Source organism: Acinetobacter sp. YH12254 (genome assembly GCF_013417415.1).
GTDB classification, from domain to species: domain Bacteria; phylum Pseudomonadota; class Gammaproteobacteria; order Pseudomonadales; family Moraxellaceae; genus Acinetobacter; species Acinetobacter pseudolwoffii.
The window spans coordinates 32,198-49,000 of record NZ_VPEB01000010.1; the positions used below are offsets into that span (position 1 = coordinate 32,198).

The following is a 16,803-nucleotide window of genomic DNA, read 5'->3' on the forward strand; positions in this document are numbered from 1 at the left end:
ACTCTCGACCTCGTTAATTAGACCCATAACGCTCAAATAAAAGTTTGGACTGATTGCCAGTCCCAGGATTAAAGTCATGAATACCTTAAATACATCACAACAACATCACGCTGAAACCATTTTAACTTTACCTCAGCAACTGAAACAGCAATTGCCCCTGTCTGCGCAATTGGCTCATCAAGTCGCTGAACAACGTCAAACCATTCAAAATATATTAGAAGGCAAGGACCATCGTTTAATGGTGGTTACAGGCCCGTGTTCCATTCATGACGAAGCCTCGGCTCTAGAATATGCAGAAAAATTAAAACAGCTACAAGCCCAGGTGTCTGATCAAATTTTTCTGGTCATGCGTGCTTATATCGAAAAACCACGCACGACCGTGGGCTGGAAAGGTTTTCTTTACGATCCGAACCTCGATGGTTCTTCCAATATGCAATTGGGCCTGGAAAAATCCCGTGCTTTATACCTTAAAATTATTGAAATGGGCTTGCCAATTGCATCTGAAATTTTAAGTCCGATGGCAACTGCTTATTTTGATGATCTACTGGCTTGGGGTGCCATTGGCGCACGCACTAGTGAATCGCAAATTCACCGTGAAATCTCAAGTCACATGCCCTACAGCATCGGTTTCAAAAACGGCACTGACGGTTCAATCCAGATTGCTCTGGATGCAATCCAGTCTGCCTCTCATCCGCATCAATTCCTAGGCATGAGTCAGTCCGGTTTACCCTGTATTTTAAACTCTCAGGGCAATCCTAAAGCACATTTGATTTTACGTGGCTCAAACAGTGGGCCGAATTACCAGTGCTCAGAAATCGAGAAAATCAAAGCGAAACACTCAGCAGAATTGCCAGCACTGGTGATTGACTGTAGTCATGGCAACAGTGCAAAAAATCCAATGCTGCAAGCTAAAGTGCTGGAGCAAATCGTCGCAGAACGCCTGCAGACCAATGTTCGCGGCGTAATGCTGGAAAGTCACTTGGTGGATGGCAACCAGAAAATTTCTGCAGAGATGGTGTATGGTCAATCAGTTACTGATGGATGTCTGGGCTGGGTAAAAACTGAACAGTTGTTGCTTGGCATTGCTCAGCATTTATCGCTTCGCTGTCTAAAACGCAGTGCATAAAGCTTTAAAAGCACTTTCTCTGAACAGGTTTGGTGAAAGTGCATTTTATTTTAGAAGCTTAAAGTGCTTCCCAGTAAATTGACTTAACATGAAATACATCACACAAATAAGATGATAAATTTTATAAAATAAATAAAATCTGTTTGTGTCCTCTTATAAATCCCTACACAATTAAAAGAGAATATATCCATTTGAATATATAACCTTTTTTTCAATAATTTAATGTCATGGCAGGTTGTTTGGGGATCTTGATGTTTGCAACAGAGCTCTTAGAAGAAGCACGAAAATTCATGCACCACATGCTGACCAAAGTGGTCGAATATGGTGGTTCAGATTTATTTATTACCGCCGACTTTCCACCGAGTATTAAACATCAGGGTTTAATGAAGCCTTTTGGACAGCAAGAACTGACGGCTGAAAAAACCAAGCTGTTTGCCTATAGCCTGATGAATCAAAAGCAGCGCAAGGAATTTGAAACAGAACTGGAGTGCAACTTTGCTATCACTGTGCCGGGTGTTTCGCGTTTTCGGGTTAACGTGTTCCAGCAACAACTGAATGTTGGTATGGTGATTCGTACTATTACCGCAGAAATTCCAAATTTCCAGAAGCTCAAACTTCCTGATTCACTTAAACATGTGATTATGGAGAAACGTGGTCTGGTGCTGGTGGTCGGGGGAACCGGCTCAGGAAAGTCAACCTCGCTCGCGGCGATGATTGACTACCGCAATGAAAATTCAGCCGGGCATATTATTACCGTGGAAGATCCGGTGGAGTATGTACATAAACATAAAAAATCCATGATTACGCATCGTGAAGTCGGTGTGGACTGTCATTCCTGGCACAATGCGCTGAAAAATACCTTGCGTCAGGCACCCGATGTGATTCTGATCGGGGAAATTCGTGATACTGAAACCATGGAACATGCGATTGCTTTTGCCGAAACCGGGCATCTTTGTCTGGGAACTTTGCACTCCAACAATGCCAATCAGACTTTAGACCGGATTATTAACTTCTTCCCGGAAGAGCGCCGCAATCAGTTATTGATGGATTTATCCTCGAATATGAAGGCGATTATTTCCCAGCGTCTGATTCGGACGCAGGATGGTAAAGGCCGTCGTGCAGCGATTGAAATCATGTTAAATACGCCATTGATTTCCGACCTGATTTTGAAAGGTGAGTTTCATGAGCTGAAAGCGATTATGGCAAAATCCCGTGAATTGGGGATGCAAACCTTTGACCAGGCCTTATTTGAATTGTATAACCAGGGCGAAATTTCTTATGAGGAAGCGTTACGCAATGCCGACTCCACCAATGAATTACGCTTACAGATCAAGCTAAAAAGTAATCGTCAGGATAATGCAGCAGTCGGAGAAAGTACGCAGTTTTCTATGCTACAAAAACCAAAACCTGAAGAAAAATCAGCAGAAAATCAAGCTGTAGCTGAATAAAGACTGTCTTGGGAAACAATCAAAACAGGTAGATTTGAATTCTGCCTGTTTTGGGTTAGCTATTTTTGACTGCTTTAGCCTGAACCACCAGATGAAAATATCCCATACTACTTAGGGTCAAGACGGCACAAATCACAAAAGCAGTTTGATAACTATAAGCTGCAATGATAGCACCGATCAGGACTGAGCCAATGGCAATACCCAGATCATAGCAGGTATAAAAAGTCGAAGTTGCGTAGCCAATCCGGTGTTTTGGTGCACGTTGAATGGCTAAGGTTTGAATGCACGGTTGCACACTACCAAAACCGACTCCGACCAGAACCGCAGCCAGCATAAAACCCCATAAAGTCTGAATCTGGCTCAGTAAAAACAGACCCAGACTAAAAGCCAGCAGTGCCGGATAAATCACGTATTGTGGACCTTTGCGGTCATAAATTTTTCCAGTGATCGGACGCAGGCTCATCATGGAAATTGCAAATACCACAAAGAATAAACCGGCATAGGCCATTAAATCCTTACTGGCTGCAAATGGCGCGATAAAAGACATGATGCTGGCATAAGAAAAGGAAATCAGCATGGCAAGTCCTGCCACAGGCAGTGCTTTCTTTTCGACAAAATCAGTCAGCCCTAGTGATGTTTTCTTGTCGGTGTGGTCGATCATTTTTTCAGGCTCTTTGACCGGAATCAGTAAACAGAAGATAAAGCCGATAAAAACCAAAGCGATCAACAAGGTGCTGACCTGAAAATAAGACCAATATTCAATCAAGCTCAGACCAATTAAAGGCCCCAAGACAATTCCCAGATTGACAGACATGACAAAATAACCCATGCCTTCGCCTTTACGCTGTTCTGGAATAAACTGGTTGACCACCGGCACACAGGCTGTGGTCAGAATACTAAACCAGATGCCATGCAAGAAACGGATGATAAACAGAATCGTGAGCTGATCAGCGAGCAGGTAAGCTAAGGAAAAAAGACTGAAAAATATTTCTGAGACAATTAAAGTTTTGCGTATGCCAAATTTTTCGATAATTAAGCCACTAAAAGGACGTACTGCAATGGCAGAGACCATAAATAAGGTCATGGCCAGACCAGCTTGGGTCAGATTACCACCTAATTCCTTTAAGATATAAATCGGCAGAATTGTGGTTTGCGCAAAATAGAAAATAAATAAAAACAGGTTGTTGGCCAGACACAGTACAAATGACTTGGTCCATAACGGCGCTACAATGGCATTCATGATTATCCTAAAATGATGGGTGATGAGACGCTGGTCTTAGAATGGGGGAATTATTGTTATAAATAAGTGTGGCATATTCAGGAGTGCAGCGCATCCTGTTCAGTACTTTAGGAAATATACGTGAAAAATACAATAATATTTTAATATGAATATATGTAATTGAAGCCGATTGGGAAAGCGGAACAATATCTATGGCATAAAAAAAATCAGCCCGCAGGCTGATTTTCTAAATATAAGCGGGTTTATAGGCCAGCTTCATATGCTGTATTGGAAAGCAGGTGTTCAACATCTGACATATTGTCTGGTTTGATTTTATAGATCCAGCCTTTGCCATAGGGATCGTCATTAATAAAATCAGGATCATCTTCAAGATCAGGATTGATTTCAACAACAATACCAGAAACAGGTGCATGAATATCAGACGCAGTTTTGACCGATTCAACTACACCGGCTTGCTGACCCGCAGTGATGTGTGAATCAAGATCTGGTGCCTCTACATAGACCAAATCACCTAATGCATCCTGTGCATGGTCGGAAATACCGGTCACAACAAGATCACCCTCAATGCGTACCCATTCATGCGTACTTGCGTACTTTAATTCTGAAGGATGATTCATTGATAACTCCTTAAAAATCTTTAGATCATTTTTGACATGTTTTATACATTCTTTTTGGCCAAAACAAAAGGCTTATGACCCTTTATAAATAAGGATCTTTGCGCCAGTTGCTCGGGCTGCGACCACTCCAGCGTTTAAATGCCCGGCTAAAATTGGCGACATCACTATAACCAAGTTCATCAGCAATCTGTTCCAAGCTAAAGTCGGTCCGGGACAATAACGACGTCGCATGCCGGTAGCGTACTTCATCGACCAGCGTAGAAAAAGAGGTACCTTCAGCCGCCAGCTGACGTTTTAGGGTGCGGTCGGACATATGCAGACGATCTGCCACACTTTCAATACTCAGATAATGCTGCTCGGAATGGGTCAGAATATCACGGACCCGCATCGCAATCCGGTGTCGCTCGCCCAAGGCCGAGAGTTCAGTTTCACACTGGTTAATTGCAATCTGGCTGGCAATCGGATCGGCATGCACCAGCTTGTTCATCAGGTAGCTCTTATCAAAACTCAAGATCAAATGCGGCTGTTCAAAGCGAAACTGATGATGTGGAAATTTGGCCATAAAGCGTTCAAAGCCTTCCGGTTTTTTGAAATCAAAATCGATTTCTCCAGCGGCATAATCAATTCCGGTAATGGCCTTGGCCATACTGATCATGCCAAAAATCAGTGCAATCGAGATTTCGGTGCGTAAGGGTTCCAGCTGAATATCGGTTTGCAACTGGACTGTAGCCTTGGCACCAAAGGTCGAAAAGAATAGCTGTAAAAAGGGCATACGCAGCTGGATGAAACGGTTGGCCAGTACTAATGCATCGGTAATATCCTTGGCCGTCATGATGGCATAGCCAATAAAACCATGAATAGAAATCCGCATCTGGGTACCCAGATGATAACCAAGTGTCGGTTCACCGCTCAGCTTGAGGGCATGTTTGACCAGTTCATTGGCCACAGGTGTCGGGATGCGAAAATCAGGATCCGCCAGCTGCTCCGTACTCAGGCCAAAGGGCTTGAACAACGATTCGTCATTATATCCCCAGCGGGAAATGACATCGAGCAGCAAAAGAGCGTATACACCTGGAATTCCATGATCTTGGCGTGGAGCAATTGTTTTCATGCGCGATCCGTTGCACTCACTTAAATTTTTTTATTTATGGTCTGATATTGGCATGAAACTGCCATTTTTTTCATTAAAATTGTTGGACAAAGTTTTGGCTATTGCCACAATCATTGTGGCAGATTAGCCTGAATTTCGCCTAAAAATCAATTTAAACCGGAGAAAATCCTCGTTTAAATACCACAATTTTAGTGGTTGAACTAAAAATCATTTTATGATGCTGGTCAAATGCCTGCGTCTGGTAGCTAACGATCCCACGGTCAGTTTTGCTTCTGGAGGGCTGAATATCCATGATTTCGACTTCGACGTGAATCTCATCCCCGGGGCGGGTCGGACAAGGCCAACGCAGATGCGACTCTGAACCAATGAGCCCATAAGCCACAGGAAAACATTCAGTCCACAAGCGCATAACCACTGCCGCAGTATGCCAACCACTGGCGGCAATTCCCTGAAATACCGGATGGGCTGCAGCTTGCTGTTCATCAGTATGAAAGACTTGTGGGTCATAAGCCCGGGCAAAATTTTGAATTTCTTCCAGTCCCATATGATATTTACGGCTGCTAAAGCGGTCAGCGATGTTCAAATCTTCCAAATACAGCATTATTCACGATCCTTCGTTGCTTTGATCTGTTGTTGTATCAGTAATCCGCCCGTTTGACGCTGCCAAAGCTGGGCGTAGATTCCATTTAATGCTACCAGTTCATCATGGGTACCTTGCTCGGCAATTTTGCCTTGATCCATTACAATCAGGCGATCCATCTGGGCAATTGTCGATAAACGATGCGCAATGGCAATTACGGTTTTGCCTTGCATCAGATCATCGAGGCTGTTTTGAATGGCCGCTTCGACTTCAGAATCCAGCGCACTGGTGGCTTCATCCAGAATCAGAATGGGTGCATCTTTTAGAAATACCCGTGCGATTGCAACACGTTGACGTTGACCACCAGAAAGTTTTACACCACGCTCACCGACATAAGCCTCATAGCCTCTTTTGCCGCGTAAGTCGGTCAGATGAGGAATAAACTCTTCTGCTTTGGCTTTACGTACCGCTTCATACATCTCTTGATCGGTTGCATCAGGACGACCATATTTGATGTTCTCTGCAACGGTACGATGCAGCAGCGAAGTGTCTTGAGTCACTAAAGCAATGTTCTTACGCAAACTGTCCTGCGTCACATCTTCAATGTTCTGCCCATCGATTAAAATACGACCTTGGTCAAGATGATAAAAATGCAGCAATAACTGAATCAGGGTCGATTTACCTGCGCCTGAACGTCCCACAATCCCGATTTTTTCACCCGGGCGAATGGTCAGGTTAAACTGGTCAATGACATTTTTATCATTATAGGCAAAGCTGACATTGTCGAATTTAATTTCACCATGCTGAAGCTGTAGCTCTTTGGCATTGGGTTTATCTTCAATGGCAATCTTGCGGCCTAAAGTTTTCATACCATCCTGAATGGTCCCGACATTTTCAAACAGGGCAGAGGTCTGCCACATCATAAACTCGGCAATACTGTTCAGTTTGAGTATCATGGCCGTGGTGGCTGCAATAATGCCCAATTCGGCCTGTCCTTCCATCCATAGCCAGATGGCCGTACCCAACACACCGCCATAGAGAATAATGCTCAGAAATAAAATACTGATTTCATACTGAGCCCCCAGACGCATCTGTTTGTAAACCGTGACCATAAATTCCTGCATGGAGGTTTTAGCATACTGGCTTTCTCGACCAGCATGGGCAAACAGCTTGACAGTCTGGATATTGGTATAGGCATCGGTGACACGGCCGGTCATGACGGCACGCGCATCGGCCTGTGACTTGGAAATCTTGCTTAAACGCGGAATAAAGTACCAGGCCGCACAGATAAATAGCAGTAGCCACACCATCAAAGGGATAACTAAATAGGGAGAAATATTGCCTAAAACGATATTGATGGTGACGAAATAAATCAGCACATAGGCCAGCATATCTCCCAAAATGACCCAGAATTCCCGGATGGCCAGCGCCGTTTGCATGACTTTGGCAGATAAACGTCCGGCAAAATCATTATGGAAAAAATCCAGACTTTGTTTCATCAGTAAATTATGAAAGCGCCAGCGTAAACGCATCGGAAAGTTGCTATACAAAATCTGGTGCTTGATCAGGGATTGGGCACTGGCAAAGAAAATATTGGCCAGCAGGATAATGCTCAGCAAGGTTAGGTTGCTGGCATGTTGTTCCAGAAAAGTATCTGGCTGGCTTTTGCTGAGCCAATTTACCAGATCGCCAATTTTTGAGTAGAGTAAGGCTTCAAAGCTGGCAGCACCGGCCGTACACAGCACCAGAATCAGCAAATAACGGCGCACACCGTAGGCTGCCTGCCAGACAAATGGAAAAAACTTGGTCGGTAAAGGTTGATTCAGGTTTTTGGTGGGATAGGGATCAACCAGTCTTTCAAGCCATCGAAACATTATCGTACTCTTATCATGCATTTTGCTTTGTAGTGATTATAAAGGATTGAATTTTTTTAAGCCTAGGATTAGATGAAATAGCCACAAAATTATTATCCAAATCAGACTTTACTTTTCATGCCAGATACGTAATTCTAAATCCATAATTATATTAAAGTTTAAACCATTTTTCCTCATAAAAAGAATCAAAAACGAGAGAGCTTAAAGATGAGTATTTGGGTAGTGGCCAGCCGTAAACGAGGCTCAGGAAAAACCACAATTGCGATGTATATCACTGAGTTATTACGTGGGCAAGGCGCGACCTTGCTCATTGATGCCAATCTGGAACCCTATGGTTATGAATGGGCAAATCTGAAAAATAAACAATTTTCTTTCGAGCATCTGGATATCTTAAAACAAGATGGTCGTAGTCTGGATCATCGTCTGGAGATACTGAAACAGCAGTTCGCCTATATTATTGTTGATATTGACGGGCAGGATACATCTGCCTTGCGTTCAGTCCTGAAACATGCAGATAAGCTGATTATTCCCAGTTCCATCAATCCAGAAGATATCCGGCTTGAAACCGAACTGGTGCAATTGGCGATTGGGATCGCACAATATAATACTCAATTAAAAATTTATACGGTATTGAATAAGATTCCTGAACAGCAGCAACTTGCAGAAATGAAACAGACACAGCATCTGCTCAAGCATATGCCCGGTGCACAGTTTCTAAACACGGTGATTTATGAACATCAAAGCTATCATCATTTATTATTAAACGGCGAAAGGATCTGTGAAGAGCAGTTCGACTCAGAACATGATTTTTATAAAATGCTACAAGAACTGATGCAGCTGCAAGCGTCTGCAATCTCAGCCTGAGCATCTCAATACCCAATCTAATATTTGTTTAAGTTGTCGATTTTTATATTTTTATTTAATCAGGCCAATCAAAAGCCTGAAACTGTAGCCAGTTTCAGGCTTTTATTTTATTTGAAGATTGTCGCAGCTTTTCAGGAAACGCTAAAAGATTCCTTGAGGTCGAAACCTGAAGGTGCCTGATACACTTTTAGGCCAAATTCAGGAATAATCGCCAACAGGTGATCCAGAATATCCGACTGGATATTTTCATACTCGACCCAGACCGTGGTATTGGTAAATGCATAAATTTCCAGAGGCAAACCTTCACTGGTCGGTTGTAACTGACGAACCATCAGCGAGTGATTTTTACTAATTCCCGGATGCTGTTGCAGATAAAACTCCACATAGGCACGGAAAGTCCCCAGATTGGTCAGACGGCGCTGGTTATATTGCGAATGATGGCTGAGCTGCAAGTTAAATTGCTGCAGTTCTTCAGTTTTGGTATTTAGATATTGATCCAGCAGAATAAATTCTTTCAGCTTGTTCTGTTCCTCAGCTGACATGAAATGCACGCTGCTCTGATCGACATGAATGGAACGTTTAATCCGGCGCGCACCGGCTTCCTGCATGCCACGCCAGTTTTTAAAGGTATCCGTCACCAGTTTATTGGTCGGAATGGTGGTGACTGTTTTATCAAAGTTCTGCACGGTAATGGTGTGTAATGACATATCAATGACATCGCCGTCCGCATTTAAAGATGGCATTTCAATCCAGTCACCAATACGCACCATGTCATAAGAGGAAATCTGTACCGAAGCCACCAGCGATAGGATGGTATTTTGGAACACCAGCATCAGTACCGCAGCCATGGCACCAAAACCGGCCAGCAAGGTAAAGACATCTTTCTTGAGGAAAGTCCCCAGAATCATCAAACCACAAACGATGAAGATGATCAGCTTGACCAGTTGCAAATAGCCTTTAATCGGCTTGTTACGCGATTTCGGATTGCGCTGATAAATCAGGTTAAAAATATTCAGCAATTCGCCAATCGCCAGGGCAATGGTCAGGAAGATAAAGGCCTGCGCACCCATCTGGATAAAGGTCTCGACCTTGTCTGATAAATGCGGAACGGTGGTAATTCCATTCATAATCACAATGGCCGGCACAATATTGGCAATATGGCGGATCACGCTATGCTCAGCAATGATTTCATTATGTGCAAAAGGCATTTTGGAAATCAGTTTACGAATTCCGCGAACAACGACTTGTTTGGCAAATAAATTTGCAATAATTGCCAGTAAAATCACAATGCTCAATGAAGAGAGCATTTCTAGCCAGGGATATTGATCTGCCCACACTTGTATATTCTGGACAACCTTAAACTGTTCCAACTTATCTTTTCTCACACTGTTAAAATTGTGAAAGAGTTTATAGCTTTAAGCTGAGTTTTTTAATTTTAATTAAACTTTTAATACATATCTTTGGAAAGTGTTTACCTGAAATAGCTTTTAGACTGTGATCTGATATAAAAAAACCGGCCTAAGCCGGTTTAGTATGATATCAAATACTAATAATAACTTACCACATCAGGTCATCCGGAATGACATAGGCTGCATACGGATCTTCTTCATCGGTAATTTGTTCATTTTTCTCTGAATTATTCACAATGATAAAGCCTTGCATCTTGGCATTAATACGATCTCCCAAAGCCTTAGGCAAGAACACATAACTGTCATTTTCACGTGCAATCACCAGACTGCCTGCCACCAGTGCATTATAGATCTGCTGGTTCAGGTAAACCTTCTTGATCTTGCTGTCATCAATAAACTGATACACCGCATCACCATCCGTATCGCGGATTTTGTGCTGGTTAATCATCTGGATGATCGCGGCTTTCAGTTCTTTTTCCTGTAAGGCCGCTTTTTTCTCTAACTCGATGGCTTGGTCTTTGGCCAGTTTCTGCTGCTTGTCTTGCTCAATCTTCGCCTTGATTTCAGCCTCGGTGCTATCACCGGTGCGTTTTTCATGCACAGCCTGTTTAGACAGTTTTTTGGCTTTTTTATTATCGACCAAACCTGCCTTTAACAATTGTGCCTGCAATGCATTTTTAACCATGAGAATGTCCAGAAATTAATCGTGTTGATGTCGATAACGTAAATAAATCACCCAGTAAATCAGACTGAGCATCAGGCTCAGCCCTGCCGGGATCAGGAATGCATTTAATTTTAAATAAGGATAAAGCCAGCTGGCAAGAATACCACCGCTTAAAAAACCGAGCAAAATAAGTAAATGTAAAACGACTCGGCGTGGTTCTACATCTAAGCCGCGTAAACGGTAACCCATGGCCAAGCCAAGGTCGGTCAGTACACCAGATAAATGCGTGGTGCGAATAATGGCACCTTTATAATGGCTGACCATGGCATTTTGCAGACCCATCGCGACACAGGCCCATAACAGGGCATAGCGCGGGAAATAGGGCAATAATAACCAGCAGATCAGAATAAAAAAAGCCACCAGGCTTAAAGGGTAACCATAAAGTCGTCCCAAGCGAAAGTGACTATTTCCTAGAATCAGCCCGCTATACAGAGAACCAATGACATAGCAGAGTGTGACCAGAAGCAGATATAGCATCATGTCTGGCTGCCAGTCCAGCAGCGCCATGGCCAGCATACTGACATTACCGGTCATATGTGAAACAGACTGGTGTAATACCGTCACCAGACCCAGGACGTTAATCATGCCGGCATTCACCGCAAGAAAGAACGCCCCTAATTGTATCCAGGTAGGTAAACGCTGTAATGGCATAACAACATCATTGGCAAAAAATTTTGATTATTCAATATAAAATCAATTTGATGCGCGGTCTACTGCTGTGGTAAATAAAACATCCGTAGACGAGTTTAAAGCAGTTTCAGTAGAATCCTGCAATACACTGATTACCATACCAATCGCGACCACTTGCATAGCGATATCCGAAGAAATACCAAACAGACCACAGGCCAAAGGAATCAACAATAATGAACCACCGGCCACACCTGAAGCACCACAGGCCGAGATGGTTGCTACTACGGAAAGAATTAGCATGGTGGTGAAATCTACGCTAATGCCCAAGGTATTTACCGTTGCCAGTGACAATACGGTAATGGTGACCGATGCCCCAGCCATATTGATCGCAGCACCGAGAGGAATCGCGATACTTGCGGTTGATTCTTTGACGCCTAGACGTTTTGCCAGATCCAGATTGACGGGAATGTTGGCTGCCGAACTACGGGTAAAGAAGGCGGTAATGCCACTTTCACGCAAGCAGGTAAAGACGAGTGGATAGGGGTTGTGACGCGTCACTAAAGCCACCAACATTGGGTTAATTACCAGTGCAACAAAAGCCATCGTACCTAATAGTACCGCAAGTAAATGTGCATAACTGGTCAGCGTATCCAGACCGGATTCAGCAAAAGTCACCGCAACCAGACCAAAAATACCCACAGGTGCAAAACTGATCACTAAACGAATCACATAATTAACCGCAAAGGCGGCATCATTCAAAAGGGTCTTGGTGGTATCCGATGCATGACGGAAGGCGATGCCCAATGCCACAGACCAGGCCAGAACGCCAATGAAATTTGCTTCAGCAATAGCAACGACCGGGTTGGCGACAAAGCTAAGCAGCAGATTCTTCAGGATTTCTACCAGACTGCCAGGTGGCTGTAAGTCCGCTTGTGCAGCAATATCCAGAAACAGCGTACTTGGAAATAACATACTCGAAACGACAGCACTGAGTGCAGCAAGGAACATACCTACCGCATACATCATCATAATCGGTTTAATGGCGGTGTTGGATTGCCCCACTTTAAAATTTGCGATAGAAGCTAAAACTAAAATGAAAACCAGAATCGGTGCAACAGATTTCAAGGCTTTAATAAACAGGTCGCCCAATAGGCTTAATGAGGGAGTAGCTTCGGGAAATACCACAGCCACACCTACACCTAAAATAATGGCGATGATGATTCGAGAGACTAGGCTCATACGCATAAGGGCAGAAAACATAAGATTGCCTTGTGAAAATTACGAGGGCTAAATTTGGGAAAAAGTTGCGCTATTTTATACTTAATTTAAACAAGGCTTGAAATATATTTTTATATAAAAAACAAGTTATTGATATAATTGATTTATTCTAAAATTAATCAATATAAAAGAATACTTTTATTTGAAAAAACAATCTAAAGATGCTGAATAAATCATCTCTTTTAAAGTTATATTCATGAAATAAATATCAAAGTTAAATCGATAAATTCAAATTATATTTGAAAATTTAAAAAAGTTTGGCGTCATGACCGGTTTGAATCTCCGGCCATAAGTTTAACGATCTGCTGTCCTAAATCGTATAGTCTTTATGCTGCTCAAAGATTTCTGGAGCCAAGTCCCGAATTGCCTGAAAATGAGTCAGATAAATGTGGCCACTCAGATGAATCATCAGCTTCGAGGCTTGTAGCTTGTCCATCACCGGGCCTTTCACTTCGGCAAAATGCAGTCGAATGTTCAGTTTGGCCAATTCCGCATTTAAATCCTCCAGCATTTCCAAAGCGCTTAAATCAATGGCACTGATACTGGAGCAATTTAAAATCACATGTTGCAACTTGTCATTCAGGCTCATCTGATTGATCAGATAACCTTTGAAGCTATTGGCATTCAGAAAAGTCAGATTTTCATCAATCCGCAGTGACAGCACCCGATCGGAGGTACTGACTTGATGACGCTGAATATTACGAAAATGCTGTGTACCTTCGACCAGTCCGAGCACTGCAATATGCGGACGACTGATTCGCCATAACATCAGGATAAACGTCGATATGATCCCAATAATCAGGCCAGTGGAAATATCAATCAGCACCACACCCAGAAAGGTAATCCACATGGCAATACCATCGGCTTTAGAATAACGCCAGGCATCAAAGAAAGGCCGAAAATCGACCAGTTTCCAGATGGAAACAATAATCGTGGCGGCCAGAATGGTCAGGGGCAGATCTTCAAAAAATCCGGTAAAGAACAGGCTGACGAAAATAATCAGAATGGAGGACAAAACTCCTGCCATGGGGGATTTGGCACCGGCATCGGCATTGACCACGGTACGCGACAGACTGCCAGTAACCGGAAAGGCTGAACTGACGCCTGCACTGATATTGGCAATCCCCAAGGCAATCAATTCCTGATTACTGTTTAAATGACTGCGTTGTTGCAAGGCTGTGGCTTGAGCAATTGACAGTGATTCCACAAAGCTGATCATGGCGATCATGCTGGCACCCGGTAACAAGGTCATGACCAGTTCCCAGTTCCAGTGCGGAAAAGACAAGGGCGGAAAACCGGACGGGATTGCACCCACTGTTTTAATGCCTTGGCCCTTTAAATTCAGAAATACAATCGCTGCAATCCCGAGACATACCAGAATGAGAGGCACAGCCCGTACCAGAAAATCTGTAGAGCCGATCCGGCTTTGTACTGCCTGAGATTTTAGCAACTTGGGCAGATAGATCAGTAAAGCCATCGACAACAGGCCAAATAACAGGCTTGGTAAATGCAGGAGCGGCAGATACTCCAGGAGACTTGTTGTAAATTCTGGAATGTTATTGGCTTTTAAGGGCAGGTCGACCAAGAACTTCAATTGTCCAAAAGCAATTAATAGTGCCGAGGCAATAATAAAGCTCTGAATGACCGGATGACTGATCAGCTGAATTAAGAAACCGAAACGGAATAATCCCAAGAGCAGGGAAATAATACCGACCATGAGTGCTAATAAGGTCGCAGCTTCGATATAGACCGGTGAGCCGACTTCAAACAGTGGATTGAGCGTGGCAAAAGTCATCATTGAAATGATCGCCACCGGGCCAATCGATAAAGTCGAACTGCCACCGAGCAACGCATAAATGATCATTGGCAGGATGCTGGCATATAAGCCCATGATCGGCGGTAAACCGGCCAGCATGGCATAAGCCATCCCCTGAGGAACCAGCATCGCCACGACAATCAGTGCGGCCAGCACATCGGATTTAAATTTGACCGGCGTATAGTCGCTTAACCATGCCCAGGCAGGCAGTCTATGCAGAAGTTTAGACTTGGAATTTGGCATAAAAAGGTCTAAATCACAAATATAGATATATTATGCACAAATTCTGCTAAGAAATCTTAAGGGGTCGAATTTGTGATGATTTATGTTTTTAAAATAAATCAGCTAGGTCTGGCCTCCATTTTCTTGAAGCAGCTATAGCGATTTTCTACAAAGTCGTTATTTCTGCCAGATCAATGGGGTAGAGAAGTGTGTTTTGGCGTTAAATAGTGTTTAAAAATAAACTATTTAATTTGATTCGCACAATACAGCTGATAAAGCGTAGTCAATACCACAATCAAATTTTGATCTTTAATTGAATAATAGATCTGTTTACCATCCCGACGGGTATTCACTACATCACTTTTGCGCAGCATCATGAGCTGCTGGGAAAGTGTTGGCTGTTTAATCTCAGTTATTTCCTCAATTTCTGAAACATTCAGTTCCGCTTGAGAGAGATGGCATAAAATAAGGAGACGGTCGGTATTGGCCAGGGATTTTAAAATGCCAACGACCTGTTCTGCTGAATCGCGCATAGTCGTGATTTCAAAATCGGTTTTCATTCAATATGTCCATTATAAAGTTACAGCCCGTTAATTATACGGGTCTTAGCTCGTAATACCTTGCTAAAAACAGTTAAGTTTTATGGTTTTTAATGAATTGAATTATCAATTAAAATTATATTTTAAATATTGATAGATAAGATAAATTTATTGCATAGTGCAGAAAGTATTTTAGTTCACATTCGTGCAATCAAGTGCAAGTTTCATCAAACATCTACAAAGCAAAAAAATGCTTGTATGATGTTTAAGCGACTTGAACCAATAACATCAGGGATATCATCATGAGTACAGATTCAGCTTTTCCAACACCAAATAATTTAGGGATAGCGGTTTATAGTAATAATGCAGACGCGATTGGAAATACACCGCTTGTTCGTATTAATCGTGTGATTTCCGGTCCAGCCACTGTACTTGCGAAAATTGAAAGCCGTAATCCGGCATTTTCAGTCAAGTGCCGTATTGGTGCAGCATTGATTAATGATGCTGAAAAATCTGGCAAGCTCAAACCCGGTATGCATATTGTCGAGCCGACTAGTGGCAATACCGGTATTGCATTGGCTTTTGTTGCGGCAGCCAAAGGTTATGACATTACTTTGACCATGCCTTCAAGCATGAGTATTGAACGCCGTAAGGTGGTGAAAGCACTGGGTGCCAATCTGGTATTGACTGATCCGGCCAAAGGCATGAAAGGCGCGATTGAAGAAGCACAACGTCTAGTCAATGAAAATCCTGAACTGTACTACCTGCCACAACAGTTTGAAAATCCGGCCAATCCAAAAATTCATGAAGAAACCACAGGTCCAGAAATCTGGGAAGCTACGGCGGGTAATGTCGATATTCTGGTCGCAGGTGTCGGAACAGGCGGAACCATTACCGGTATTTCGCGTTACTTTGAGAAAGTTAAAAATAAGCCTCTATATTCGGTGGCGGTGGAACCTGCTGAATCTGCAATTATTGGTCAGGCCAAACGCGGCGAAACGCTGACACCGGGACCACACAAAATTCAAGGTATCGGAGCCAACTTTATTCCGGGCAACCTGGATTTAGATCTGGTCGATGAAGTGATTGCCATTAATAGCGCAGAGGCAATCGAGTGGGCACGCAAAACTGCAGCTCAGGAAGGTATTTTGGTCGGCATTTCAAGTGGTGCGGCCATGGCGGCAGCGGCACAACTGGCTGCACGCCCTGAAAATGCCGGTAAAAATATTGTGGTGATTTTGCCAGATGGCGGTGAACGCTACCTGTCTTCGGTTCTGTTTGAAGATATTTCTGCCGAATAAAATTGATGCATTCAATATTTTAAA

15 protein-coding genes are annotated in these 16,803 nt (G+C 43.1%); 4 read left to right on the plus strand and 11 right to left on the minus strand.

What is annotated here, in order from left to right; translation table 11 throughout:
- Positions 1-76: 76 nt before the first annotated feature.
- Positions 77-1,126 (plus strand): 3-deoxy-7-phosphoheptulonate synthase, encoded by a 1,050-nt coding sequence (locus tag FTV29_RS09320; RefSeq protein WP_074382738.1) that lies wholly within the window; start codon positions 77-79, stop codon positions 1,124-1,126.
- Between the two features lie 251 nt (positions 1,127-1,377).
- Positions 1,378-2,574, plus strand: a complete 1,197-nt coding sequence (locus FTV29_RS09325) for a PilT/PilU family type 4a pilus ATPase (RefSeq protein ID WP_180075408.1) — start codon at positions 1,378-1,380, stop codon at positions 2,572-2,574.
- Between the two features lie 55 nt (positions 2,575-2,629).
- Here the strand turns inward: FTV29_RS09325 and FTV29_RS09330 are convergent, their stop codons facing one another.
- The 5 genes from FTV29_RS09330 to FTV29_RS09350 form a co-directional block, all read right to left on the minus strand.
- Positions 2,630-3,814, minus strand: a complete 1,185-nt coding sequence (locus FTV29_RS09330; RefSeq protein WP_074382740.1) for an MFS transporter — start codon at positions 3,812-3,814, stop codon at positions 2,630-2,632.
- A 242-nt stretch (positions 3,815-4,056) separates the two neighbouring features.
- Positions 4,057-4,431, minus strand: a complete 375-nt coding sequence (gene gcvH, locus FTV29_RS09335; RefSeq protein ID WP_005097000.1) for a glycine cleavage system protein GcvH — start codon at positions 4,429-4,431, stop codon at positions 4,057-4,059.
- An 82-nt stretch (positions 4,432-4,513) separates the two neighbouring features.
- Positions 4,514-5,542, minus strand: a complete 1,029-nt coding sequence (locus FTV29_RS09340; protein WP_100354802.1) for an AraC family transcriptional regulator — start codon at positions 5,540-5,542, stop codon at positions 4,514-4,516.
- A 151-nt stretch (positions 5,543-5,693) separates the two neighbouring features.
- Complete coding sequence (locus FTV29_RS09345) at positions 5,694-6,143, minus strand: MaoC/PaaZ C-terminal domain-containing protein (RefSeq protein ID WP_005096996.1); 450 nt, start codon at positions 6,141-6,143, stop codon at positions 5,694-5,696.
- The gene (locus FTV29_RS09350) at positions 6,143-7,996 is read right to left on the minus strand and encodes an ABC transporter ATP-binding protein (RefSeq protein ID WP_005096995.1); all 1,854 of its coding nucleotides are present in this window, start codon (positions 7,994-7,996) and stop codon (positions 6,143-6,145) included. Before FTV29_RS09350 ends, FTV29_RS09345 begins: the two co-directional genes overlap by 1 nt.
- Before the next feature lie 207 nt (positions 7,997-8,203).
- Here FTV29_RS09350 and FTV29_RS09355 point away from each other — a divergent pair, with 207 nt between their 5' ends.
- Positions 8,204-8,860 (plus strand): hypothetical protein, encoded by a 657-nt coding sequence (locus tag FTV29_RS09355; RefSeq protein ID WP_074382742.1) that lies wholly within the window; start codon positions 8,204-8,206, stop codon positions 8,858-8,860.
- A gap of 131 nt (positions 8,861-8,991) precedes the next feature.
- Here the strand turns inward: FTV29_RS09355 and FTV29_RS09360 are convergent, their stop codons facing one another.
- The 6 genes from FTV29_RS09360 to FTV29_RS09385 form a co-directional block, all read right to left on the minus strand.
- Positions 8,992-10,230 carry a mechanosensitive ion channel family protein gene (locus FTV29_RS09360; protein ID WP_180075409.1) on the minus strand — a complete coding sequence of 413 codons (1,239 nt, stop codon included), beginning with the start codon at positions 10,228-10,230 and terminating at the stop codon, positions 8,992-8,994.
- Positions 10,231-10,417: 187 nt separating this feature from the next.
- The gene (locus tag FTV29_RS09365) at positions 10,418-10,954 is read right to left on the minus strand and encodes a DUF2058 domain-containing protein (RefSeq protein WP_005096992.1); all 537 of its coding nucleotides are present in this window, start codon (positions 10,952-10,954) and stop codon (positions 10,418-10,420) included.
- 15 nt (positions 10,955-10,969) lie between these two features.
- Complete coding sequence (locus FTV29_RS09370) at positions 10,970-11,644, minus strand: YoaK family protein (RefSeq protein WP_005170772.1); 675 nt, start codon at positions 11,642-11,644, stop codon at positions 10,970-10,972.
- A gap of 42 nt (positions 11,645-11,686) precedes the next feature.
- A complete protein-coding gene (gene sstT, locus FTV29_RS09375) occupies positions 11,687-12,883 on the minus strand; it encodes a serine/threonine transporter SstT (RefSeq protein ID WP_005170774.1) in 1,197 nt (398 codons plus the stop codon).
- Between the two features lie 328 nt (positions 12,884-13,211).
- Positions 13,212-14,960: a SulP family inorganic anion transporter gene (locus tag FTV29_RS09380; RefSeq protein WP_005170778.1), complete on the minus strand. Its 1,749-nt coding sequence runs from the start codon at positions 14,958-14,960 to the stop codon at positions 13,212-13,214.
- 221 nt (positions 14,961-15,181) lie between these two features.
- On the minus strand, positions 15,182-15,499 hold the full coding sequence (locus FTV29_RS09385; protein ID WP_005096987.1) for a helix-turn-helix transcriptional regulator: 318 nt from the start codon (positions 15,497-15,499) through the stop codon (positions 15,182-15,184).
- A 281-nt stretch (positions 15,500-15,780) separates the two neighbouring features.
- Between FTV29_RS09385 and cysK the strand changes: the two genes are divergently transcribed.
- Positions 15,781-16,779: a cysteine synthase A gene (gene cysK, locus FTV29_RS09390; RefSeq protein WP_180075410.1), complete on the plus strand. Its 999-nt coding sequence runs from the start codon at positions 15,781-15,783 to the stop codon at positions 16,777-16,779.
- Positions 16,780-16,803 lie beyond the last annotated feature (24 nt).